General features: G+C 62.5%; 22 protein-coding genes. 10 read left to right on the top strand and 12 right to left on the bottom strand.

What is annotated here, in order from left to right:
- The first annotated feature begins 153 nt into the window (after window positions 1–153).
- Complete coding sequence (locus QWI20_RS16345) at window positions 154–1,776, top strand: methyl-accepting chemotaxis protein (protein WP_369306334.1); 1,623 nt, start codon at window positions 154–156, stop codon at window positions 1,774–1,776.
- Window positions 1,777–2,026: 250 nt separating this feature from the next.
- Window positions 2,027–3,490 carry a DUF2235 domain-containing protein gene (locus tag QWI20_RS16340; protein WP_369306333.1) on the top strand — a complete coding sequence of 488 codons (1,464 nt, stop codon included), beginning with the start codon at window positions 2,027–2,029 and terminating at the stop codon, window positions 3,488–3,490.
- A gap of 97 nt (window positions 3,491–3,587) precedes the next feature.
- Here QWI20_RS16340 and QWI20_RS16335 read toward each other — a convergent pair whose 3' ends face one another.
- Window positions 3,588–3,824 (bottom strand): DUF2789 family protein, encoded by a 237-nt coding sequence (locus QWI20_RS16335; RefSeq protein ID WP_369306332.1) that lies wholly within the window; start codon window positions 3,822–3,824, stop codon window positions 3,588–3,590.
- Between the two features lie 404 nt (window positions 3,825–4,228).
- Here QWI20_RS16335 and QWI20_RS16330 point away from each other — a divergent pair, with 404 nt between their 5' ends.
- Window positions 4,229–4,696 (top strand): hypothetical protein, encoded by a 468-nt coding sequence (locus QWI20_RS16330; protein ID WP_192174043.1) that lies wholly within the window; start codon window positions 4,229–4,231, stop codon window positions 4,694–4,696.
- 105 nt (window positions 4,697–4,801) lie between these two features.
- Here QWI20_RS16330 and QWI20_RS16325 read toward each other — a convergent pair whose 3' ends face one another.
- Genes QWI20_RS16325 through QWI20_RS16300 form a run of 6 tightly spaced genes read right to left on the bottom strand, consistent with a single transcriptional unit; the run spans window position 4,802 to window position 10,886 of the window.
- A complete protein-coding gene (locus QWI20_RS16325; protein WP_369306331.1) occupies window positions 4,802–5,167 on the bottom strand; it encodes a Na+/H+ antiporter subunit G in 366 nt (121 codons plus the stop codon).
- Window positions 5,164–5,442, bottom strand: a complete 279-nt coding sequence (locus QWI20_RS16320) for a K+/H+ antiporter subunit F (protein WP_192174041.1) — start codon at window positions 5,440–5,442, stop codon at window positions 5,164–5,166. Before QWI20_RS16320 ends, QWI20_RS16325 begins: the two co-directional genes overlap by 4 nt.
- Entirely contained in the window at window positions 5,439–5,927 is a 489-nt protein-coding gene (locus tag QWI20_RS16315) for a Na+/H+ antiporter subunit E (protein ID WP_369306330.1), read from the bottom strand. Before QWI20_RS16315 ends, QWI20_RS16320 begins: the two co-directional genes overlap by 4 nt.
- On the bottom strand, window positions 5,924–7,603 hold the full coding sequence (locus QWI20_RS16310) for a monovalent cation/H+ antiporter subunit D (RefSeq protein ID WP_369306329.1): 1,680 nt from the start codon (window positions 7,601–7,603) through the stop codon (window positions 5,924–5,926). Before QWI20_RS16310 ends, QWI20_RS16315 begins: the two co-directional genes overlap by 4 nt.
- Window positions 7,600–7,944 carry a Na+/H+ antiporter subunit C gene (locus QWI20_RS16305; protein WP_065986226.1) on the bottom strand — a complete coding sequence of 115 codons (345 nt, stop codon included), beginning with the start codon at window positions 7,942–7,944 and terminating at the stop codon, window positions 7,600–7,602. The genes QWI20_RS16310 and QWI20_RS16305 overlap by 4 nt, the downstream gene beginning before the upstream one ends.
- Entirely contained in the window at window positions 7,944–10,886 is a 2,943-nt protein-coding gene (locus QWI20_RS16300) for a monovalent cation/H+ antiporter subunit A (RefSeq protein WP_369306328.1), read from the bottom strand. The genes QWI20_RS16305 and QWI20_RS16300 overlap by 1 nt, the downstream gene beginning before the upstream one ends.
- A gap of 231 nt (window positions 10,887–11,117) precedes the next feature.
- On the opposite strand from QWI20_RS16300, the gene tusA reads away from it, so the two are divergent.
- Both tusA and pdxB read left to right on the top strand, forming a co-directional pair.
- Window positions 11,118–11,372 (top strand): sulfurtransferase TusA, encoded by a 255-nt coding sequence (gene tusA / locus QWI20_RS16295; RefSeq protein ID WP_369306413.1) that lies wholly within the window; start codon window positions 11,118–11,120, stop codon window positions 11,370–11,372.
- Window positions 11,373–11,460: 88 nt separating this feature from the next.
- Window positions 11,461–12,609, top strand: a complete 1,149-nt coding sequence (gene pdxB, locus QWI20_RS16290; RefSeq protein WP_369306327.1) for a 4-phosphoerythronate dehydrogenase PdxB — start codon at window positions 11,461–11,463, stop codon at window positions 12,607–12,609.
- Between the two features lie 54 nt (window positions 12,610–12,663).
- Here the strand turns inward: pdxB and QWI20_RS16285 are convergent, their stop codons facing one another.
- Window positions 12,664–12,840: a PA1571 family protein gene (locus QWI20_RS16285; protein ID WP_369306326.1), complete on the bottom strand. Its 177-nt coding sequence runs from the start codon at window positions 12,838–12,840 to the stop codon at window positions 12,664–12,666.
- Between the two features lie 172 nt (window positions 12,841–13,012).
- Here QWI20_RS16285 and QWI20_RS16280 point away from each other — a divergent pair, with 172 nt between their 5' ends.
- Window positions 13,013–14,791, top strand: a complete 1,779-nt coding sequence (locus QWI20_RS16280) for an ABC transporter transmembrane domain-containing protein (RefSeq protein ID WP_369306325.1) — start codon at window positions 13,013–13,015, stop codon at window positions 14,789–14,791.
- A gap of 21 nt (window positions 14,792–14,812) precedes the next feature.
- Here the strand turns inward: QWI20_RS16280 and QWI20_RS16275 are convergent, their stop codons facing one another.
- Together QWI20_RS16275 and QWI20_RS16270 are read right to left on the bottom strand one after the other, a co-directional pair.
- Complete coding sequence (locus tag QWI20_RS16275; protein WP_192174033.1) at window positions 14,813–15,100, bottom strand: pyrimidine/purine nucleoside phosphorylase; 288 nt, start codon at window positions 15,098–15,100, stop codon at window positions 14,813–14,815.
- A 90-nt stretch (window positions 15,101–15,190) separates the two neighbouring features.
- Complete coding sequence (locus tag QWI20_RS16270) at window positions 15,191–15,733, bottom strand: exonuclease domain-containing protein (protein WP_369306324.1); 543 nt, start codon at window positions 15,731–15,733, stop codon at window positions 15,191–15,193.
- 547 nt (window positions 15,734–16,280) lie between these two features.
- On the opposite strand from QWI20_RS16270, the gene QWI20_RS16265 reads away from it, so the two are divergent.
- On the top strand, window positions 16,281–17,111 hold the full coding sequence (locus QWI20_RS16265; protein ID WP_369306323.1) for a substrate-binding periplasmic protein: 831 nt from the start codon (window positions 16,281–16,283) through the stop codon (window positions 17,109–17,111).
- A gap of 116 nt (window positions 17,112–17,227) precedes the next feature.
- On the opposite strand, the gene QWI20_RS16260 is transcribed toward QWI20_RS16265, so the two are convergent.
- Entirely contained in the window at window positions 17,228–17,395 is a 168-nt protein-coding gene (locus tag QWI20_RS16260) for a DUF2897 family protein (protein WP_065986232.1), read from the bottom strand.
- A 175-nt stretch (window positions 17,396–17,570) separates the two neighbouring features.
- On the opposite strand from QWI20_RS16260, the gene pyrF reads away from it, so the two are divergent.
- The gene (gene pyrF, locus QWI20_RS16255) at window positions 17,571–18,269 is read left to right on the top strand and encodes an orotidine-5'-phosphate decarboxylase (RefSeq protein WP_163022158.1); all 699 of its coding nucleotides are present in this window, start codon (window positions 17,571–17,573) and stop codon (window positions 18,267–18,269) included.
- Between the two features lie 45 nt (window positions 18,270–18,314).
- Here pyrF and QWI20_RS16250 read toward each other — a convergent pair whose 3' ends face one another.
- Complete coding sequence (locus QWI20_RS16250) at window positions 18,315–19,454, bottom strand: glycerophosphodiester phosphodiesterase (RefSeq protein WP_369306322.1); 1,140 nt, start codon at window positions 19,452–19,454, stop codon at window positions 18,315–18,317.
- Between the two features lie 367 nt (window positions 19,455–19,821).
- Here QWI20_RS16250 and QWI20_RS16245 point away from each other — a divergent pair, with 367 nt between their 5' ends.
- Together QWI20_RS16245 and QWI20_RS16240 are read left to right on the top strand one after the other, a co-directional pair.
- Window positions 19,822–20,754, top strand: a complete 933-nt coding sequence (locus QWI20_RS16245) for a 2-hydroxyacid dehydrogenase (RefSeq protein ID WP_369306321.1) — start codon at window positions 19,822–19,824, stop codon at window positions 20,752–20,754.
- A 72-nt stretch (window positions 20,755–20,826) separates the two neighbouring features.
- Window positions 20,827–21,591, top strand: coding sequence for an SDR family oxidoreductase (locus QWI20_RS16240; RefSeq protein ID WP_369306320.1), 765 nt, complete (start codon window positions 20,827–20,829; stop codon window positions 21,589–21,591).
- Window positions 21,592–21,596: the final 5 nt, after the last annotated feature.

Genomic DNA, 21,596 nt, shown 5'->3' with positions numbered 1-21,596 from the left:
GAACCGTTCCAGTGCGTACCCTTTACGCGCTGACTGCGTAACCCCTTCCTTCGTCACACATTCCGACCGACTACCACCAATGACGCATGGCGCATGGCCGCTATTTGGGCGTTTAATGCTTTCACAATAATGAAAGCAGGGCAGGTCCCGGACATGGATGCGAAAGGTCGTCACGCCGCAACACCCTCTCAGCCCGCTCACGCGGCTCCCGACAAGCAGACCGCCGCCGGTTCGCGCTGGCTGACGCCCGCCCTGCAAAGCCTTGGGCTGTGCCTGCTGTTCGCGGCGCTGGCCTGGGGTGGTGTGTCGGTTTATGTGTGCCTGCCCGTTGGGCTGTTGCTCCTGTGGTTGCCGCCGCTTGTCATGGGTCGAATGCCCGTGGCGGTTGCGCAGACGGGCGAGGACAACATGACCCGTCTGACCCGCGATTTGTCCCGGAGCACCAGTCACAACGCGCTGTCTGCGGCGGCCGTGGCGTTTTCGGTCCGGCAACTGGCGGGCAAGCTGCAGTCTCAGGTCAATGCCGCCGAGCAGATCGTCAGCAGCGCAGACGTGATGATCGCCACCGAACGCGCCGCCTCGACCCTGAGCCAGCAAGCGCTGACCGCCGCCAGCCAGGCGCGGGAGAGCAGCGGCGCCGGGCTCAACGTCCTCAATGAATCCATCGGCCTGATGCACCAACTCAGCGAACGGGCCGACAGCAGCCGTGAACTCATCGAAGCCCTCAGCCAGCGCAGCGAAGACATCCAGCGTGTGACGGCGGTGATTCAGTCCATCGCCAGCCAGACCAATCTGCTCGCCCTGAACGCCGCCATCGAAGCCGCGCGCGCTGGCGAACACGGCCGTGGCTTTGCCGTTGTGGCCGACGAAGTGCGCGGGTTGGCCGGGCGCACGGCGACGGCGACCAGTGAAGTGGGGGAGATGGTCGTGGATATTCAGCAGCGCACCCGACAGGTGGTCGAGCAGATTCGGCAGTTGTCGGGCGACCTGAGTGGCGGTGTGGCGCAGGTGGAATCCACTGGGCAGCAATTGGCGAACATCGCTCGGCTGGCGGTTGGGGTAGAGCAGCAGGTGGGTGAGATCGCACGCGGTGCCCAGACCAATCAGGAGCAACTGAGCGGCCTGTTCGTGGCGGTCGAGCAAATGCGCAGCGACCTTGCGATCAGCGATGACCAGACCCGGCGCCTGGCGCAGTCAGCGTTGCAGATGGAAGAACAGGCGGAAACCATCAGCGAACGCCTCGCTCAGGTGGGTCTGGATGATTATCACCAGCGCATTTACGACCTCGCCCGGGAAGGGGCCAGCCAGATCGCCGCGACGTTCGAGCAGGACATCGATCAGGGCCGGGTCAGCCTGACCGATCTGTTCGACCGCACCTATCAGCCCATCCCCAACACCTCGCCGGCCAAGTACCAGACGCGCTTCGACCGCTACACCGATCAGACGCTGCCGGCCATTCAGGAGCCGCTGCTGACCCGACATGAGGGTCTGGTTTTCGCCATCGCCTGCACGCAGCAAGGTTACGTGCCGACCCACAATCAGGTGTTCAGCCGGCCGCTGACCGGGGATACGGCGGTCGACGCGGTAAACAACCGCACCAAGCGCAAGTTCGACGACCGCACCGGCATTCGCTGCGGCAGTCACCAGCAGCCGGTGCTGTTGCAGACCTACACCCGCGACACCGGCGAACTGATGCACGATCTTTCCGTGCCCATCGTCGTCAAGGGCCGACATTGGGGCGGGCTGCGTCTGGGTTATAGGCCGGAGAAAAGCTGAGGATCAAGCTGCAAGCTGCGAGCTTCAAGCTTCAAGTGAAGAGCTACAAGCGAAGAGCGGGCCACTTGTAGCTTGCAACTTGTAGCTTGCAGCTCCAGAAGACTAATCAACCGTCCGATATTGAAGTAGGACGCGTCTGAAGTGCAGTTCCATCGGTTGACGGAACGTTAACTGCGATCATCCTGTGAGTATATGTCCGAATATGTAATCACCTGTTCGGAACTCATGTCAGTACTCACGGATGAATCAAATGACAAAAGCAACTATCAGTCACGCGTCGGCCGATTCCCACGCCGGCGCGCAGCAGGTCACCGTCCGCCTCGGTGTATTCTTCGACGGGACCGGCAATAACCGGGTGAATAGCCAGATCGGCGCCGACTGTCAGGCCATGGCGGAAGTCTACGGCGGCGTGCATATAAAAGAGTGCGGCGGTCGACACGCTGACCCTGGCAGCAGTTACAGCAACAGCCCCACCAATATCGCGAGACTGGCCGGGTTATATAAACAACAGCGCAAGGCCATCGTTAATGCAGACGGCCTGTTTGTGTATGGCGCGGTGTATGTCAGTGGCGTTGGCACGACTTCTGGCGGGCGCGATTCTCGCGTGTCGGGCCAAGGCTTTGGTCGCGGCACTACTGGCGTGGTGGCGAAAGTGTCGCGTGGCATCAAACAGCTCGCCGATGAGCTTCAGACGTTTGAAAGCGATAACCCGGGTTGTGTCATCGGGGCGCTGGAGCTGGACGTGTTTGGCTTCAGTCGGGGGGCGGCGTCGGCCCGGCATCTGGCGAATGAAGTGCTGAAAAAATCCCGCGGCGCGCTGGACCCGGTTCTCGACCCCCGCAAGCTGCCGCTTTCGGACAGCTTTTCATGGGCCAGTGGCAGTGTGCGGTTGAAGGTCATCGGCCTGTTCGACACGGTCGCGGCCGTCGGGGGAATTGCCGACTTGGGCAGCGTTCGGGATACGGTGAACAAACGGGTCAATCTGTTTTTACCCCCTGGGTGTGCGCAGCAGGTGCTGCATCTGGTGGCCGGTGATGAGCATCGGCGCAACTTCGTGCTCAACAGCGTCAAGCCCGACTGGCAACGGGAAATCGTGCTGCCCGGCTGCCATTCGGACATCGGCGGCGGCTATCAGCCTCAGGAGTTGGAGCAGGTCTCGCTGTTCCGGCCTCGCCGCAGCCTGGTCAGCGTCAGCACGCCTTATGACACGACGGATGCCTGGCTGCAGGCCCACGCCGAGCTGTCCACTCTCGACGCCGGGCGTCTGCTCGACCCCACCGATGACAGCGCCTCGCTGGGCGTGGAATGTTTCGAACGGTTCGCCAGCAGCTCACGGGGGGTCAAGACGGTGGTGGCGACGGTGAAGCTTGAGCGACGCGTCTACAACCACCTTGCCCTTGTTTACCTGCGGCTGATGCACGTGCTCGCATGCGACGAGGGTGTGCCGTTCCTGCCCATCAAAGAATCAGCGGAAACAAGCCTGCCACCGGAGTTGCGCCCCATAGCCACCAAGCTGATCAGCCACGCCAAAGGGGAGGGCGGTGCGTTGAGTGACGCCGAAAAAACCCTGTTGTATCGGCGCTACATCCATCGCTCCGCCCACTGGAACAATGCCCGACGCGACTCGCTGGTCGATGGATTGTTCGTGCATGCCCCTGCGCTCAATGGCCGGCAGATGTTCACCAATCTCGGTCAGCCCGCTTATCCACAGTGAGCGAAGCGCATCGAAGCAACGGGTGGCGATGATGGCGGATCCGGCAAAAAAAAATGGCGGCCTTGGTAGGCCGCCATTTTTTTGCACGGGCGACGGGTCAGGTCGGGGTGTGCAGCAAGACGTTCAGCTCATCGACGATGGGTGCCCAGTCATCATCCAGCTGGATTTTTTCCTTGAGCAGCGCCCCTTGTTGCGGCGACCAGAACTCGGCCTCGGACACTTTCACACCTTCCGGCAGCTGATGCCCGGCGACGAACGCGTCGATGCTGGCCTGATCGGACTCCAGCCCCAATTGTTCGAACAACAGCTCAAGCGACGGCGTCATGATTTCCATTTTTTCTCCCGAACGGGTCAAGGACCCGGATTGGCGTGGTCAGTGAGTAACCTTCTGTTGCATGGGAGTGCGCGGGGCAGGCAAGAGTTCTAACTGATTGCCCGAAGGGCCACTGACACTCGCGTGCTTTTAGTGGGACCGGCTTCAGCCGGGAAAGCGTCAGGTGTCACGCTGCAGAGTTGAAGGTGCCCGATCAGGCCTCTTCCCGGCTAAAGCCAGTCCCACTGAACATCGTCTGACAAAAACCTCATCACACCGGACGAAAGGGATATATCCCGTATAGACTCACTGCCGGTAGAATCCATGCTCACGCCAGCGTCCGGCTTCAGGACGCACCATTTCTCGTTTCTTTCCCGCCCGGTCCGCTGTCCGGGCGGGTTCCTATCAGGTTGGGAGTTTGTACATTGGCAGTAGGTAATCTGGATACCCACGCATTATTCGTGCTCGGAGACGTGCGCGCGAAGTTGGTAAAGCTGTTCCAGGCGCGATTTGTTTATGTCATCGAACAATCCCCTGAAGGCATTTACATGTCGGAGATCGACACCGAAACCGCACTGGTGGTCGATGATAAGCCCGGGCTGGAACTGAAGGTGGGTGACCACTTCCGAGCCGCCGTATTGCCCAGCCGCGAAGGCGGCAAGTTCGAAATCCGCTTCCGCGACATCAAGATGACCATCTACGGCCTGGGCGAATACGCGTTTGTCGAAGTGCCTGAAGGCCACGGCATCGTCTTTAAAGAGTCCCACAGCATCTTCATGGTGTTCGCCGCCCACGAACAGATTCAAACCGGCCTGAGCAAAGTCCTCAAAGCCGCCACCGCCAAAGCCGCCAAATGGCGCAAGGGCGAGCTGACGTTCAAAGCCAGCGAGTAAGCACAGCGCTTCAACACGCCTGCACACGGATCGCGCCCACATCCCCCACGCCCAAGCGATGGGTAGCGGGCCCGTCTGCGCCTGGAAAAAACCTTCAGCCCAGGCTCAATGCCCCTGCTGCCTGCCGTCGCTGACCTCGGGTGGCACGTCGTCACCGGCCATGCGCTTGCGAAACAGCCCGGTGCGCGCCAGCAGCAAGGTCGTCACCGGCACGGTAATCGCGAGCAGGATCGGGATCAGCCACGCGTGCAGTACGGGGCCGTCCTTCAGCGCCGAGAAGTAGATGATCGAGGCCAGCGCCACGCACCACGCGCCGAGGGTCGAGGCCAATGCGGGCGGGTGCATGCGCTGGAAAAAATCCTTCATGCGCAGCAGACCCAGCGCGCCGATCAGGCCGAACAGGCTGCTCAGCACCAGCAGCGCGGCGGTCAAGACTTCCACCCAGAACGGCAGAACCTGCAACGAATTCATTCGATCACCTCACCGCGCAACAGAAATTTGGCCAGCGCGAATGAGCCGACGAAGCCGAACAGCGCGATCAGCAGCGCCGCTTCGAAGTAGGTATCACTGGCGTAGCGAATGCCCAGCACCAGCATCATCAGCATCGCCAGGATGTACAGGTAGTCCAGCGCCAATACACGGTCCTGCGCCGACGGGCCTTTGAACAGGCGAATCAGGGTCAGGACCATGGCGATGGCGAACACCGACAGCGTAAACAGGATCGCGTTTGTGAGCAGGGCGCTCATTGGAAAATCTCCATCAGGGGCCGTTCGTACGTGCTTTTGAAGTGCTCGATGAAGGCCGCTTCGTCGTCCAGATCGAACACATGCATCAGCAGCACGCTGCGATCCAGCGCCAGTTCGGACCAGACCGTTCCCGGCACCACCGTGCAGATCATCGCCAGCGCGGCGAGTCCATGGGCGTCGTGCAGGTCCAGCGGGACTTTGACGAACGCCGAGCGTGGCGGACGGCGACCCGCTCGGAGCACGCCCCAGGCGACCGCCAGATTGGACACCACCACATCGCGACCCACCACCAGGAACAAGCCCAAGGCGACGCCGGGTTTGCGAATTCGCGCGGGCGAAGGGCGCAGCGGCGCGAAAATGTACGGCGCGAAAAAGCCGAGCAGAGCCCCCAGCAGCAGATTGCCCGGACTCAGGGACAGGTTGAGCACCAGCCACAACCCCCACAGCGACAGCGACAACAGCGGCGCAGGAAAGAGGCGCTTCATGGCTGCACCTCCGCTGTCGCCGAAGCAGGCCCCGGTACCGGCCTGGCTGCCTTGACCGACAGCACGTATTGCTGCGGGTCGTGCAGCGCCTGGGCGGTGTCCTGGGTGTAATGCAACAGCGCCTGGGCCTTGAACGTCAGGACGATGGCGCAGCCCACCAGCAAGGCAATCGGCAGGCATTCGTTGAGCCGCAGCAGCGGTGCCGCATGTTCCTGGGGCGTCCAGAAACGCTTGATGCCGACACGCACGAAGGCAAACAGCGACGTCAGCCCGGAAATAATCAGCAGCGCCACCAGCGTCCAGCTGTCGCCACGAATGGCTTCGTCCTTCGCCACATCAAGGCCCAGCGGATTGAGCAGGGCGCTGATCAGCGTCAGCTTGCCAAGAAAGCCCGACAGCGGCGGCATGCCGATGATCAACAGCGCGCAGGCAATGAAACTCAAGCCCAGAAACGCCATGGTCCAGGGGATGACGTGGCCGACCACGGCTTTCTGCTCGTCATCCAGATTGGTCCCCGGCACTGGGTGCAACGACTCCAGCGCCTTGGGCAACTGGTCGGCGTCCTCGTCGAGGGCGATGTCGTTGGCCGAGCGTGAGCGTTCGATCAACTCCGCCAGCAGAAACAGCGCACTCAGCGCCAGGGTTGAGCTGACCAGATAGAACAGCGCCCCGGCGGTCAGGCTCGGCTGCGCGAAACCGACCGCCGAGAGCAGAATCCCCGCCGACACCAGAATGCTCAGACTGGCCATGCGCTCCAGGCGCTGGGCAGCGACCACGGAAATCGCCGCCACGCTGACGGTGGCCATGCCGCCCCAGATCAGCCAGTCCCCGCCGAAGAACGCCGACGCGCCGGCCTGACCGGAAAACAGCAGCGTCCACAACCGCAGCAAGGTGTAGAAGCCGACCTTGGTCATGATCGCGAACAGCGCCGCCACCGGCGCGCTGGCGGCGGAATAGGCCGGCACCAGCCAGAAATTCAGCGGCCACATACCGGCCTTGGCCAGAAACGCGACCGCCAGAATGGCCGCGCCCGCGTGCAGCAAGCCCAGATCGTCCTCCGGCACCTGAGGAATTTTCACCGCCAGGTCGGCCAGGTTCAGCGTGCCGGTCACGCCATAGATCAACGCCGCGCCGATCAGAAACAGCGACGAGGCCAGCAGGTTGATGGTGATGTAATGCAGGCCCGCCGACACCCGCGCCCGTCCCGAACCGTGCAGCATCAGGCCATAGGACGCCGCCAGCAACACCTCGAAAAACACGAACAGGTTGAACAGGTCGGCGGTGAGAAAGGCGCCATACAACCCCATCAGCTGAATCTGAAACAGCGCGTGGAAACTGGCGCCCGCGCGATCCCAGCGGGCCAGGGCGAAGAGCAGGGCGCAGAAGGCGACGATGCCGGTCAGCACCAGCATCAGCGCCGACAGGTGATCGACCACCAGCACGATACCGAACGGCGCCTCCCAGTTGCCCGGCAGGTACACACCGATGGAGCCGGTGGTGCCGGTTTTCTGTACCCAGATCATCAGCGTGATGGCGATGGCCAGACCGAGCCCGGTGGAGAACAGGTTGATGCGCGCTTTCAGCGGGCGATGTTTCTCGCCGAGCCACAGCATCAGCGCAGCGGTCAGCACCGGCAGCAGGATCGGGGCGACGATCAGTTGATTCATCACACTCATTCACCCAGCTCCCGACCGTCGACATGGTCGTTGCCGGTCAAGCCGCGCGACGCCAGCAGCACCACCAGAAACAGCGCGGTCATGGCGAAACTGATGACGATGGCCGTCAACACCAGCGCCTGGGGCAGGGGATCGGTGTAGTTGAGCAAGTCCTGGGGCACGCCGTCCTTGATGATCGGCTCCTTGCCGATGAACAGACTGCCCATGCTGAAGATGAACAGATTGACGCCGTAGGACAGCAGGCACAGGCCCATGACGACCTGGAAGGTCCGTGGACGCAGGATCAGCCACACGCCGGAGGCGGCGAGCACGCCGATGGCAATGGCAATGACTTCTTCCATCAGATGGCTCCTTGTGAAATCGGGCTGTCGGCCGGGACCGGTTCAATGGGCTGCGGCAGCGAGGTCGGGCGATGGCTGCGCACCGACTGGTGAGCCAGCGCCGTGAGGATCAGCAGGGTCGAGCCGACCACCACCGCGTACACGCCGATGTCGAAAAACAGCGCGCTGGCGATGTGCAGGTCGCCCAGTATCGGCAGGTCGAGATGGGCGGTGTGGGTGGTCATGAACGGATAACCCAGGGCCATCGAACCCAGTCCCGTGGCCAGCGCGAAGAACAGACCGGTGCCCATCCAGCGCAACGGCCGCAGGCTCATGTTGGCCTCGACCCACTGGGTGCCGGCGACCATGTATTGCAGGATGAACGCCACCGACATCACCAGCCCGGCCACGAAACCGCCGCCCGGCTGGTTATGCCCGCGCATGAACAGGTACATCGACACCACGAAGGCCACCGGCAACAGCAGGCGCACCAGCACCGCCGGCACCATCATGAAGCCCAGTGCCGTGTCGGTAGCGTGGCGCGGATTGACCAGATCGGTGACCACGTCACGGGCCAGCAAGCGCTGTTGTGCCGGCAGGGCGATGCTTTCCTTCGGCGGACGGAAGCGACGCAGCAGCGCAAAGACCGTCAGCGCCACCACGGCCAGGACGGTGATTTCGCCAAAGGTGTCGAAGCCACGGAAGTCCACGAGCATGACGTTGACGGCATTGGTGCCGCCGCCCTGGGCCAGGGCGCGGCTCAGGTAAAACTCGGAAATGGCGTTCGGCGTCGGCCGCGTCAGCATGGCGTAGGACAACACCGCCATGCCGCCACCCACCGCCACGGCGAGGACGAAATCGCGGATCCGCCGCACCTTGGCCCGGCGTCGCGCCTGAGAAGGTGGCGGCATGTTTTCGTTGCGTCGCGGCAGCCAGCGCAGGCCCAGCAGGATCAACACCGTGGTGACGACTTCCACCGCCAGCTGGGTCAGCGCCAGGTCCGGCGCGGAGAACCAGACGAAGGTCACGCAGGTCATCAACCCGCAGACGCTGACCATGGTCACGGCCGCCAGTCGGTGGTACTTGGCTTGCCACGCGGCACCGATGGCGCAGGCAATCGCAATCAGCCAGAGCATCACAAACACCCCGGAACCCGGGATCTTCGGTCGATCGCCCCAGCTCAGCCCGCTCTCGTACATCGGCACGAAGCCGGCGACCAGCGCGGCCAGCACCATCAGAAACAGCTGCGCCTGCAAACGACGCGTGGTCAACAGCCCCACCAGTCGGCGTGCGCCGCGCATCTTCAGCACCAGCACGCGCTCGAACATGCGCTTGCCGTTCAGGCGCCAGATCAGCGGCGGCCCGTTCACCTGCTTGCGCTTGATCGGCCCGCGCAGCAGCAGATACAGAACGATACCGCCGGCCATGGCGATCAGGCTCATGATCATCGGCGCGTTCAACCCGTGCCAGATCGCCAGGCTGTATTCGGGCAGTTCCCCCCCGACCACTGGCTGCGCTGCGGCGGCCAGCAACGGGCCGACGGAGTGCGTGGGAAAAATGCCGACGATCAGGCAGGCCAGCACCAGCAATTCCACCGGCAGGCGCATCCAGCGCGGTGGCTCGTGGGGCGTATGGGGCAGGCGCGTGGCTTTCGGGCCGAAGAACACATCGACAGTGAAGCGCAGGGAATAGGCCACGCTGAAGATCCCGGCGATCGTGGCGATCACCGGCAGGGCGATCTCCACCCAGTCGGTTGAGGTGATGAACACCGTTTCCGCGAAGAACATTTCTTTGGACAGGAAGCCATTCAGCAGCGGCACCCCGGCCATTGACGCGCTGGCGACCATCGCCAGCGTCGCGGTGTAGGGCATCAGCTTGATCAGCCCGCTGAGCTTGCGGATGTCGCGGGTGCCGCTTTCGTGGTCGATGATCCCCGCCGCCATGAACAGCGACGCCTTGAACGTCGCGTGGTTGAGCATGTGAAACACCGCCGCGACGGCGGCCAGTGGGCTGTTCAGGCCCAGCAGCAGGGTGATCAGCCCCAGGTGGCTGATGGTGGAATAGGCCAGCAGGCCCTTGAGGTCGTTTTGAAACATGGCCGAATAGGCGCCGATCACCAGCGTGGCGGCCCCTGCGCCGCTGACGATCCAGAACCACTGTTCGCTGCCCGAGAGCGACGGCCACAGGCGCGCGAGCAGGAACACGCCGGCCTTGACCATGGTCGCCGAGTGCAGATACGCCGACACCGGCGTCGGTGCCGCCATGGCGTGGGGCAGCCAGAAATGGAAAGGGAATTGCGCGCTCTTGCTCAGCGCGCCGATCAGAATCAGCGTCAGCAGCACCGGGTACAGCGCGTGGGCGCGAATCGCATCGCCCGAGGCCAGCACGCGGTCCAGGTCATAACTGCCGACGACGTGCCCGAGCAGCATCATCCCCACCAGCAGCGCGAGGCCGCCGGCGCCAGTGACCATCAGCGCCATGTAAGCGCCGCGCCTGGCGTCGGCGCGGTGGTGCCAGTAGCCGATCAGCAGGAAGGAGAAGACGCTGGTCAGCTCCCAGAAGAACACGATCTGAATGAGGTTGCCGGACATGACCAGCCCGAGCATGGCGCCCATGAACGCCAGAAAGAATGAGAAGAAGCGCGGCACCGGGTCGTCCGGCGACATGTAATAACGCGCATACAGCGACACCAGGGCGCCGATGCCCAGCACCAGCATCGAGAACAGCCAGGCAAAGCCGTCCAGACGCAGGACGAAATTCAGGCCCAGACTGGGCAGCCAGAAAAACTCTTCTCTGATGACCCCGCCGTGGGCAATTTGCGGATACCACAATGCCACCTGCACCGCGCCGATCAGGGCGATCAGGCCGGCGAGGATGGATTCACTGTTGCGTGCGTTGTGCGGCAAAAGTGCCGCCAGACAGCTGCCGATGAAAGGCAGAAGCAGTAGAACTATCAGGGACATAGGTTTCTAATCTGCGGAGAAATGTCAAGGATCATACGTGCAGGGTCCGGGATGACCAAACGCCAAGATGTCGCAGAATCCTACAAAGTTTGTAGGCAGCAGCGTAGTCCATGGCTATTGACGGACAGGATTGCACCGCACATCCGACCGCCTGATTTGGCGTGCCTCATCAATTAAGCGACAATGCCGGCCTGTTTCCGGAGCGCCCTCATGTCTGATTCCACTGCCCCTATGTCTGATTCCATTGAAAGCCCCGCTGTCGATGCCGTGCTCGACGCCACCGGCCTCAATTGCCCCGAGCCGGTCATGATGCTGCACCAGAAGGTGCGTGACCTGGCCCCCGGCGGCCTGCTCAAGGTGATCGCCACCGATCCCTCCACCCAGCGTGATATCCCCAAATTCTGTGTGTTCCTCGGCCACGAGCTGGTGGACAAACAGGCGGGCGACGGCGAGTTCCTCTACTGGATCCGCAAGAAGCTCGACTGATTGGCTGCGTACCGGCTGACGCTTTTCGCATCGCGCTGGCTCGGCAGGGCGCTGGCGCCTACACTGCGGCCACTCCAGGAGCCCTGACATGCGCATAGTTGCCGACGAAAACATTCCCCTGCTCGACGCCTTCTTCGCAGGCATCGGTGACATCCAGCGTTATCCGGGCCGCACGCTCGACCGCGCTGCCGTCGCCGACGCCGATATTCTGCTGGTGCGCTCGGTGACCCGCGTTGACAGCGGCTTACTCGAAGGCACGCCGGTGCGCTTTGTTGGCACCTGCACCATCGGCACCGATCACCTCGACCTCGACTACTTCAAGGAAGCCGGCATTCAATGGTCCAGCGCCCCGGGCTGCAACGCCCGTGGCGTGGTGGACTACGTGCTGGGCAGTCTGCTGACGCTGGCGGAAATCGAAGGCGTCGAGCTTGCCAGTCGCACTTACGGCGTCGTGGGGGCGGGGCAGGTCGGCGGCCGCTTGATCAAGGTTTTGCGCGGCCTGGGCTGGAATGTTCTGGTCTGCGACCCGCCGCGTCAGGCGAGTGAAGGCGGCGATTACGTCAGCCTCGACGAGATCATCGCCCGCTGCGATGTGATCAGCCTGCACACGCCGCTGGATAAAGCGGGCGACACGCCCACCTGGCACCTGTTCGACCGCGCCCGGCTGCAGCAGCTCAAGTCGGGCGCCTGGCTGATCAACGCAGCGCGCGGCCCGGTGGTCGATAACGCCGCCCTGCGCCAGGTGCTGCTGGAACGCGAAGACCTGCAAGCGGTGCTGGATGTCTGGGAGAAAGAACCGGCGGTCGACGTCGAACTGGCCGAGCTGTGCGTCATTGGCACGCCGCACATCGCTGGCTACAGCCTCGACGGCCGACAGCGCGGCACGGCGCAGATCTATCAGGCCCTGTGCGCGCACCTCGGCCAACCGGCGAGCATCAGGCTTGAAGATTTGCTGCCCAAGCCTTGGCTGGCGCAGGTCACGCTGGACGCTGCCACCGACCCGGTCTGGGCACTGAACGCGCTGTGTCGCGGCGTTTACGATCCTCGCCGCGACGACGCGGATTTCCGCCGCAGTCTGGTGGGCGATGCCCAGAGCCAACGCCTGGCCTTCGACGCCCTGCGCAAGCATTACCCGCCCCGCCGGGAAATCGACAGCCTGCAGGTGCGCATCAACGGCGAGTCGGCGGCCTTGCGTCAGATCGTCGAGGCCTTGGGTGCGACGGTTGTGGGTGACTGATCGGCGTCCATAAAAAACCCGGCGCCATGGCCGGGTTGGAATCAAATCTGCACATCAATCTTGTTTGTCGGGCTGCACCCAGTACTTCTCGCATTCCTGGCAGGCCGCCTGAACCATTTCTTCAGTAATCAGGATTTCCTGCCCGTTTCTGTCGAGAATCGCGCCGCCCAGTTGCAGCTCGGGTTGAGGGCGGAACACGGGTTCTTGATTGCTGCTGCTTTGCAAGCTCATGGCCTGTCTCCTCATAAGGTAAGTACGCGTCGATAGTAATCACGCCGGCATGACCGCGCCGTGACAGCATGTCTTGACTGGCGACGGCCCGCGGAGTTCAGCGAAAGCTGACGAGCGTGCGCGGGGAGGGAGGTGTAGGCTCTGCGGCTGATTCGTCTTCCGGGTGTCCTCCATGGCTTCAGTCTTTTCCGGCCGTCAGCGGCATGCCATTCGTCTTGCCCTGCGCATGATCGCGCCGTACCGCAAGCAGGCCATCGGTGCGTTGCTCGCGCTGGTGGTCACCGCCGCCATCACCCTGTCAATGGGGCAGGGCATCCGGCTGATGGTCGATCAGGGTTTCATGACCCGTTCGCCGACGCTGCTCAACGAAACCATTGGCCTGTTCATGGGGCTGGTGGTCGCCCTCGCCATCGGCACCTTCGCCCGCTTCTATCTGGTCTCCTGGATCGGCGAACGGGTGGTCGCCGATCTGCGCAAGCAGGTGTTCGACCATCTGGTCAGCCTGCATCCCGGTTTCTACGAGAACAACCGCAGCTCGGAAATCCAGTCGCGCCTGACCGCCGACACCACGCTGCTGCAATCGGTGATCGGCTCGTCGCTGTCGATGTTCCTGCGCAACGCGCTGATGGTCATCGGCGGGATCATTTTGCTGTTCTTCACCAACCCCAAGCTCACCAGCATTGTGGTCGTCGCACTGCCCCTGGTGATCGCGCCAATTCTGATTTTCGGCCGGCGCGTGCGCAGCCTGTCCCGGGAGAGCCAGGACCGCGTGGCGGATGTCGGCAGCTACGTGTCCGAGGCCCTGGGGCAGATCAAAACCGTGCAGGCCTACAACCATCAGGAGCAGGATCGGCAGCGTTTTGCACAGACCGCCGAAGACGCCTTCGAGACGGCGCGCAAGCGGATTCTGCAGCGCTCGTGGCTGATCACCCTGGTGATCGTGCTGGTGCTGGGCGCGGTCGGCGTGATGCTCTGGGTCGGCGGCATGGACGTGATTGCCGGCCGCATCTCCGGCGGCGAGCTGGCGGCGTTCGTGTTCTACAGCCTGATCGTCGGCAGCGCGTTCGGCACCCTCAGCGAGGTCATCGGTGAGATGCAACGGGCAGCGGGCGCGGCAGAGCGCATCACCGAATTGCTGCAGGCGCGCAGCGAAATCACTGCGCCTGCCAGTGATCTGCTCACGCTGCCCGAACGCATCAGCGGTCGCCTGGCGCTGGAAAACCTCAGTTTCGCCTACCCCTCACGGCCGGAGCGCAATGCTTTGGACGGCTTGAGCCTGACCGTCGAAGCGGGGGAAACCCTGGCGCTGGTCGGGCCTTCCGGCGCGGGCAAGTCAACGCTGTTCGACTTGCTGCTGCGTTTCTACGACCCGCAACAAGGGCGGGTGCTGATTGAAGGCATCCCCGCCGAACGCCTCGATCCGCTTGACCTGCGCCGCTGCTTCGCCTGGGTGTCGCAGACCCCTGCGCTGTTTTTCGGCTCGGTGGAGGACAACATTCGCTACGGCAACCCGGCGGCCAGCGTCGAGCAAGTGGAGGCGGCGGCGCGGATTGCCCATGCCCATGAATTCATTCAGCTGCTGCCCCAGGGTTATCAAACCCACTTGGGCGACGGCGGCCTGGGCTTGTCGGGCGGGCAGCGTCAGCGGCTGGCCATCGCGCGAGCGTTGCTGGCCGATGCGCCGATTCTGTTGCTCGACGAAGCCACCAGCGCACTGGATGCCCAGAGTGAGTATCTGATTCAACAGGCATTGCCGACGTTGATGAAGGGTCGCACGACCCTGGTGATCGCCCACCGACTGGCGACGGTGCAGAACGCGGACCGGATTGCGGTCATGGATCAGGGGAAACTGGTCGCGGTAGGAACCCACCGCGAGCTGATTGCCAGCAATCCGCTGTACGCGCGGCTGGCGGCCTTGCAGTTCAATGCCGGGGTGGAGCAGGTCGGCTGAGTGCCGACCTGAATCTGCGCATCAGTCTTTACGGTATTCGCAGAGGTAGGCGGTTTCTTCGGTCGCTTCGACATCGAATTTGACGTTGGCCGGGATTTTGAAACTCTCGCCGGCGTTGAAGGTTTCCCAGTCGTTGGCGCCCGGCAGCAGCACTTTCAGGGAGCCCGAGATCACATGCATGATTTCGCGGTCGCTGGTGCCGAAGTTGTATTTTCCGGAAGCCATGACGCCGATGGTCGCGTCGCCTGCTGCTTGCTTGAAGGCAATGGATTTGACGGTACCGTCGAAATACTCGTTGACCTTGAACATGGCTGATCTCCTTGGGAAGGGCTGGAAAAGGCCGGACAGTATGCCGAACGTACAAAAGGCCGTCATCCGCTTTGAGAGATGCGTCAGGCTTCAGCCGGGAATCACCAGCGGTAACAAACGTGCGGTATTGCGCGCGTCCGACAGTGCCCGGTGTTGCTGGCCGTTGAAATGCATCCCGGCCAGTTGCAGCGCGGCGTTCAGGCCGCAGGGTTTTTGCAGGTGACGGGCTTTGGCGAAGCGTTGTTTCAGGTTGATGTGGGGCAGGGTGGCGAGTTCGCTGGTGAGCTGGTGCTGACGCCAGTCCTGTTGCAGCTGCTGACGATCGTAATCGCCCCAACTGGACCAGGCGACCAGTCGCTCGCGGTGTTGAGCGATCCAGCGTTCAAACTGTGGCCATACGGCCGGCAGCGTCAAGGCACTGTCGATAAAGCTCTGCTGGATGTGCGTCAGCTCCCGGCAGAAGGGCGTGAGCAACGGTCGGCGCGCGGGCCGCACGAAGCGTTCGAAATGGTCGATTTCGCGCCCGTCCTGATTGACCAGCGACGCACCGATTTCGATGATTTCCATTTCCGCCACCGGCCATCCGCCCTCTTCAGTGGTGGCCTCCAGGTCTATCACCAGCCAGTAGGGCATCTCGAACTCCTGTTTCATAACCTGCGGCAGCGCCATGGAGCGTAGCCACATCACGGCCGTCACGTCCAATTGCCCGGCGCGGATGATCCATGATTGGGACTCGCGGCAGGCGGGAAGGTTTGCAAGGCCCTCTTCTTTTGTAGCGCCTGACTGGCAAATGGCCGGGACAGCCCTTGCCTGGCAGACGCGCCTCGGCATAAATTGCATGCGGATCCGCTCCTCATATAAAGCGCAGCGCGGTCGATAACGCAAAGGACAAGGACAGCTTCAGCGCTTTATGGTGGGACCGGCTTTAGCCGGGAAAGCATCGGGCGACACTCTACAAAACGGGTGGCACTCAGTCGGGGCTCTTCCCGGCTAAAGCCGGTCCTGCAAAGACATCGCGCGCACTCAGCCGGGATGTGGGCCGAAAGGGAAAGGGGGCAGCAAGGCGCAAGGAGGGCGAGAGTTGGAACGACAGAGGCGATTTAGCTTCCGTTTGACCGTTGTCTAATTGATCGCGAACGCATAGCTTACGTACTCCGTTTCGCCTGAGGTCCTTGTCTTGATGTCCACGCCGATGCGGATGGCTTTTAAAACCCTGCTGTTCACGACCACCACGCTGTGGGCCTGGCAGGCCGGTGCGACGCAGATCGTGCGCATTGGTGCAGCGCATTTCCCGCCGTACACGATCCGCCCCGAGCGCGGTGAAGACACCGGGCTCTTGCCGCAGATGATCAGCGCACTGAACGCGATGCAGAACGACTACCGCTTTGAAGCGGTGCCCACGTCTATCCCGCGCCGGTTTCGTGATTTCCAGCAGGCGCGCTTTGACATGGCCATTTTCGAAAACCCCGACTGGGGCTGGAAAGGCATTCCCCACGAAGACGTCGACATGGGGCTGGAAGACGCCGAGGTTTTCGTGGCGCACCGCTTGCAGGGCAGGACCCAGACGTATTTCGAGGAGCTGCACGGCAAGCGCCTTGCGCTGTTCAGCGGTTATCACTACGCGTTCGCGCGTTTCGACGCCGACCCTAAATTTCTCGCCGACAATTACAACGCCACGCTGACCTATTCCCACGACAGCAACCTGCTGATGGTGCTGCGTGACCGCGCGGACATCGCACTGGTCACGCGCTCCTACCTGAGCACGTTCATGGCGAACAACCCGCAGGACGCCGATCAGTTTCTGGTGTCGGACCGCGTGGATCAGGTGTATCGGCACTACGCGTTGTTGCGCCCGGACGCACCCATCAGCGGCGAACGATTCAGCGAACTGCTGAAGAAACTCCGGGAGAACGGGGAGATGTTCAAGATCTTTCAGCCGTTTCGTATCGCCGTAACGCCGCAGGCCACTCACCACGCGGTGGCTCAGGGCGAAGGTGCGAAGAGCGACTGACGAAGGCACCTATTACCTGCCGGCAACGCGCAGCGGGTGCTAAGGCGGGTGCGATGGGGGAGCGCTGAAAACGCGCTCCCGCAACGTGCTTCAGCGGCATCGGTGGGCAGGGCGGTTCAGCGGTCTCGCGCTTCTTTTGCGTCCATCTCGGCATTGCGCTCGTGAACACGCTTGAGTTGTTCATCGGTGAGGGGCAGTTTCTTCGCTGAATCTTTGAGCATCAGCAGACCGCCGACGATCGAGCCGATTGCAACGACCAGAATTAACCAGGCATACCAGGGCATAACGCTCTCCTTCTTGTGATAAGGCTTGGAGCAGCGGCGCTGTCCAGTGGTTCAATTGTACGAGATGCACAACGCCTGGCGCGGGTCGGGCAGGCATTTACCGATTGCCGGGTCCCGCCCTGCGGGATGTTCGGCTACAATGCGCGCCGATTTCGACTTGCCAGAGAACCCGCTCATGTCCGCCTGCCAGACCCCCATCATCGTCGCCCTGGATTTCCCGACCCGCGAAGCCGCGTTGAATCTGGCTGATCAGCTGGACCCTAAGCTGTGCCGGGTCAAAGTGGGCAAGGAGCTGTTCACCAGCTGCGCATCGGACATTGTCGAAACCCTCAACGCCAAGGGCTTCGAAGTGTTCCTGGACCTCAAATTCCATGACATTCCCAACACCACGGCGATGGCGGTCAAGGCCGCCGCTGAAATGGGCGTGTGGATGGTCAATGTGCACTGCTCCGGCGGCCTGCGCATGATGGCGGCTTGCCGTGACGTGCTGGATCAGCGCACCGGCCCCAAGCCGCTCTTGATCGGCGTGACCGTGCTGACCAGCATGGAACGCGAGGATCTGGCCGGGATCGGTCTGGACATCGAGCCCCAGGAGCAAGTGCTTCGGTTGGCGGCACTGGCTGAGAAAGCCGGGATGGACGGTCTGGTGTGTTCCGCGCTGGAAGCTCAGGCCCTGAAAGCAGCGCACCCTTCACTGCAATTGGTGACCCCTGGCATTCGTCCGGCCGGCAGCGCGCTGGACGATCAGCGTCGCATTCTGACGCCGCGTCAGGCGCTGGATGCGGGTTCTGATTACTTGGTCATCGGCCGCCCGATCAGCCAGGCGGCCGATCCGGCGAAAGCGTTGGCGGCGGTGGTTGCAGAGCTGGCTTGATCCGCTCTTGCAGTTGAATCGCCGGCAAATGCCGGCGGTTCTGGCTCAAAAACCGCTGCGTTTCAGGATTGAGTCCATGCTTTCCTTCGATGGCCGGCCGTAGAACTTCAGCAATTCCGAAGCCCGGTTGGTAAAGAACCCGTCCGCGCCGCGTTCGCTCAGCGCCTTGAAATCCACCGGGTCATCCACGGTGTACGGGTGAACGATCAGCCCGCGATCATGGGCCATCTTGTTCATCCACGGCTGCACCAGGTCCATGTAGCTCTGGTCTCCTCCATTCTTCAGCGCCGACGATGGCCCGGTCCCCACCGCGCCGTGGGCTTTGGCCCAGTCCATCCAGGCGGCAAATTCCTCTTTCGATTTCACCTGCTGGCTGGCGTAGAAGCTGGCCTTGTCCTTGGCGCCCGAATCCTTGAAGGTCTTGCCCGAAGCCGTTTCGATGTAGCCATCACCCAGCCACAGCAGCAAGACTTTTGGCGTGTCGGGCATGCTCTTCTGCAGCAATTCCAGGCTTGGTTTTTCAAAGGTCTGCAGCACTACGCGGCCTGGCATGTGAGCGACATTGACATAGCCTTTCTCGGCGGCAGGGCGCTGGCTCAGCCAACCACGCTGATCGAGCTTCTTCTTCAAATCCTCTTCAATGCCCGGAAACTGCGCCGGCACCTTGGTTTCGATGTACAGACCGGGCTTGTTCTTGCCGCCTTCGGCGATGTCGATGACCTCGTCCAGCGTCAGGATTTTCAGCCCGGCGTAGGTGGCGCGGGCGCGATCGGGGTAGGCCTTGTTGAACCACGAGCCGGCGTCCAGACGCTTGATTTCTTCCAGCGTGAAGGTGTTCAGCGGGTCTTTGGCCCGCTGCGGGTAGACCTCGGCGATGTTGGTGGTGCGCTCCAGCGTGTTGTCATGCAGGGCGATGAGCACGCCATCCTTGGTGCGCTGGATGTCCATCTCCAGGTAGTCCGCGCCCAGCTCGCGGGCCAGCGTGTAGGACGGGACGGTCTCCTCTGGCGCATTGAACGATGCACCGCGATGGGCGATGACCGCCGGCCATGGCACGCCGATCTTCGCCGCCAGCGCCCGACCCGGTTCCTTGCCGGTGTCAGTGGCCGCCAGGGCCACGGCGGATGACAACAACACACCGGCAATCGCGGCGCCGCTCAACGTTCTGGATAATCCTTTCAACATGGTTCTGACGTTCCTTTTTGTGCATGTCCGTTCATGGCGCAGCCGTTGCCGCACCGCGTGGCAGATCGTTTTGTTGTGAAAAATCAGGTGTCGCAGGGTTCAAACCTTAAACAGCAACGGGCATGGCGGGCAACCGGGGTTGTCGTTTTGGGGGGAATTGCTGTCGGTTTGATGGAAATAGTTGAGGCCACAGCTGGTCCGTTGATCCGGTATTGGGTGCCTTAAAGTGTCGGCGTTCCGTGTGACGTTAATGGGTCTGCCGGGCTAATGCGCAGCGTCATAACTATGGATTTCCATGTTCGCCCCTGCCCAACCGCTCTCACTCGCGCTACTGTCAGCACCTCGAATTTCGCTTGGCGGAGGGATGATGAAAACGGTGTTGGTGCTGGTTGAAAGCGTGAACATGTATTTGCCGATTCTGGAAAGCAGCGGCTTTCGCCTGATTCTGGCGCCGACGCCGGCGATGCGTGCCGAGGCGGTGGCGAATGGCGGTGAGGAGATTGATGCGGTGCTGACCCGCGGGCCTCTGGGGTTCACTGCCGAGGAAATGGCCGCGCTGCCGAACCTTGGGATCATCTGTGTGATTGGCGCGGGCTACGAGCGCGTCGACCTCGAAGCCGCCGAGGCGCGGGGCATTGTGGTGACCAATGGAGCGGGGGTGAACGCCCCGACGGTGGCGGACCACGCGATGGCCTTGCTGCTGGCAGCGGTCCGCGACATTCCCCAGGCCGACGCGTCGGTGCGCCGCAACGAATGGCGCAAGGTCACACGGCCTTCGTTCGCTGGCAAACGCCTGGGCATTCTCGGCCTTGGTTCGGTCGGCATGGCCATCGCCAAACGTGCGCTGGGGTTTGACATGGTCATCCATTACCACAGCCGCTCACCCCGCGCGGGCGTGGATTTCAACTATTGCGCGACCCCGCTGGCGCTGGCCGAAGCGTCGGACTTTCTGGTGGTGGCGACGCCGGGCGGCGGGTCGACGCGGCACCTGATCGACAAGGCCGCCATCGAAGCGCTGGGCGCCGAGGGCTTCCTCGTCAATATCGCCAGGGCCAGCGTCGTCGACACCGATGCGCTGATCGACGCGCTTCAGCACGGCCGTCTTGCCGGTGCGGCGCTGGACGTATTCGACGACGAGCCCCACGTCCCCGATGCGCTGAAAGCCTTGAACAACGTGGTCCTCACGGCGCATCTGGCAGGATTGTCGCCGGAAGCATCGCGCGACACGGTGCAAATGGTCGCCGACAACCTGCTGGCGTTTTATGCGGGCAAGCCGGTGCTGACCCCTGTTCACAGCTGATCGCGGTGGGTGCGGCGTTATCTATTCCAGACCGCTCTCCAATAAAACCCTCTAACAAAAAAGGAATCGCGCATGTCTTCATCTTCTGTATTGAAAGTCGCTCTGGTGACGGGCGCCGGCAGCGGCATTGGCCGTGCCGTGGCGCTGCAACTGCTGGCTGACGGCTTTGCCGTGGTGCTGGCCGGGCGTCGGCCCGAGCCGTTGCAGGCGCTGGTCGATCAGGCCGAGGCTGCCGGGCAGCAGGCGCTGGCGGTGCCGACGGATGTGCGCGATCCGGCCAGCGTCGAAGCGCTGTTCGCGACCATTGAACGCACATTCGGGCGGCTGGACGTTTCGTTCAATAACGCCGGCATCGGCGCACCCGCTGTACCGATGGATGAGCTGTCGGTGGAGCAGTGGAAGAACGTCATCGACACCAACGTCACCGGAATGTTTTTGTGCGTGCGCGCCGCCTTCGGCCTGATGCGACGTCAGGTGCCCCAGGGCGGACGAATCATCAATAACGGCTCGATTTCGGCGCACACGCCACGGCTGTTCAGCTCGCCTTACACATCGAGCAAGCATGCGGTATTGGGCCTGACCAAAAGCACCGCGCTGGACGGTCGGCAGTTCAACATTGCCTGCGGTCAGATCGACATCGGCAATGCCCTCACCGAAATGACTGATCGCATGACCAAAGGCGTTTTGCAGCCCAACGGTGAGTTGCAGGTCGAGCCAACCATGAACGTGCAGCACGTCGCCGAAGCGGTGAGTTACATGGCCGGGCTGCCACTGTCGGCCAACGTGCTGAACATGACCGTCATGGCCAGTAATATGCCGTTTGTGGGGCGTGGCTGATCTGT

Origin of the sequence: Pseudomonas sp. W2-17 (assembly GCF_041060445.1) — a bacterium.
Classification (GTDB): Bacteria; Pseudomonadota; Gammaproteobacteria; order Pseudomonadales; family Pseudomonadaceae; genus Aquipseudomonas.
Note: the sequence above shows the minus strand (reverse complement) of the source record. Positions and strands in the feature narration are given on the sequence as shown.

Coding starts and splice junctions, on each gene's coding strand:
- QWI20_RS16345 (WP_369306334.1), top strand. CDS start 154: ATGGATGCGAAAGGTCGTCACGCCGCAACACCCTCTCAGCCCGCTCAC.
- QWI20_RS16340 (WP_369306333.1), top strand. CDS start 2,027: ATGACAAAAGCAACTATCAGTCACGCGTCGGCCGATTCCCACGCCGGC.
- QWI20_RS16335 (WP_369306332.1), bottom strand. CDS start 3,824: ATGGAAATCATGACGCCGTCGCTTGAGCTGTTGTTCGAACAATTGGGG.
- QWI20_RS16325 (WP_369306331.1), bottom strand. CDS start 5,167: ATGAATTCGTTGCAGGTTCTGCCGTTCTGGGTGGAAGTCTTGACCGCC.
- QWI20_RS16320 (WP_192174041.1), bottom strand. CDS start 5,442: ATGAGCGCCCTGCTCACAAACGCGATCCTGTTTACGCTGTCGGTGTTC.
- QWI20_RS16315 (WP_369306330.1), bottom strand. CDS start 5,927: ATGAAGCGCCTCTTTCCTGCGCCGCTGTTGTCGCTGTCGCTGTGGGGG.
- QWI20_RS16310 (WP_369306329.1), bottom strand. CDS start 7,603: ATGAGTGTGATGAATCAACTGATCGTCGCCCCGATCCTGCTGCCGGTG.
- QWI20_RS16305 (WP_065986226.1), bottom strand. CDS start 7,944: ATGGAAGAAGTCATTGCCATTGCCATCGGCGTGCTCGCCGCCTCCGGC.
- QWI20_RS16300 (WP_369306328.1), bottom strand. CDS start 10,886: ATGTCCCTGATAGTTCTACTGCTTCTGCCTTTCATCGGCAGCTGTCTG.
- tusA (WP_369306413.1), top strand. CDS start 11,118: ATGTCTGATTCCATTGAAAGCCCCGCTGTCGATGCCGTGCTCGACGCC.
- pdxB (WP_369306327.1), top strand. CDS start 11,461: ATGCGCATAGTTGCCGACGAAAACATTCCCCTGCTCGACGCCTTCTTC.
- QWI20_RS16285 (WP_369306326.1), bottom strand. CDS start 12,840: ATGAGCTTGCAAAGCAGCAGCAATCAAGAACCCGTGTTCCGCCCTCAA.
- QWI20_RS16280 (WP_369306325.1), top strand. CDS start 13,013: ATGGCTTCAGTCTTTTCCGGCCGTCAGCGGCATGCCATTCGTCTTGCC.
- QWI20_RS16275 (WP_192174033.1), bottom strand. CDS start 15,100: ATGTTCAAGGTCAACGAGTATTTCGACGGTACCGTCAAATCCATTGCC.
- QWI20_RS16270 (WP_369306324.1), bottom strand. CDS start 15,733: ATGCCCTACTGGCTGGTGATAGACCTGGAGGCCACCACTGAAGAGGGC.
- QWI20_RS16265 (WP_369306323.1), top strand. CDS start 16,281: ATGTCCACGCCGATGCGGATGGCTTTTAAAACCCTGCTGTTCACGACC.
- QWI20_RS16260 (WP_065986232.1), bottom strand. CDS start 17,395: ATGCCCTGGTATGCCTGGTTAATTCTGGTCGTTGCAATCGGCTCGATC.
- pyrF (WP_163022158.1), top strand. CDS start 17,571: ATGTCCGCCTGCCAGACCCCCATCATCGTCGCCCTGGATTTCCCGACC.
- QWI20_RS16250 (WP_369306322.1), bottom strand. CDS start 19,454: ATGTTGAAAGGATTATCCAGAACGTTGAGCGGCGCCGCGATTGCCGGT.
- QWI20_RS16245 (WP_369306321.1), top strand. CDS start 19,822: ATGAAAACGGTGTTGGTGCTGGTTGAAAGCGTGAACATGTATTTGCCG.
- QWI20_RS16240 (WP_369306320.1), top strand. CDS start 20,827: ATGTCTTCATCTTCTGTATTGAAAGTCGCTCTGGTGACGGGCGCCGGC.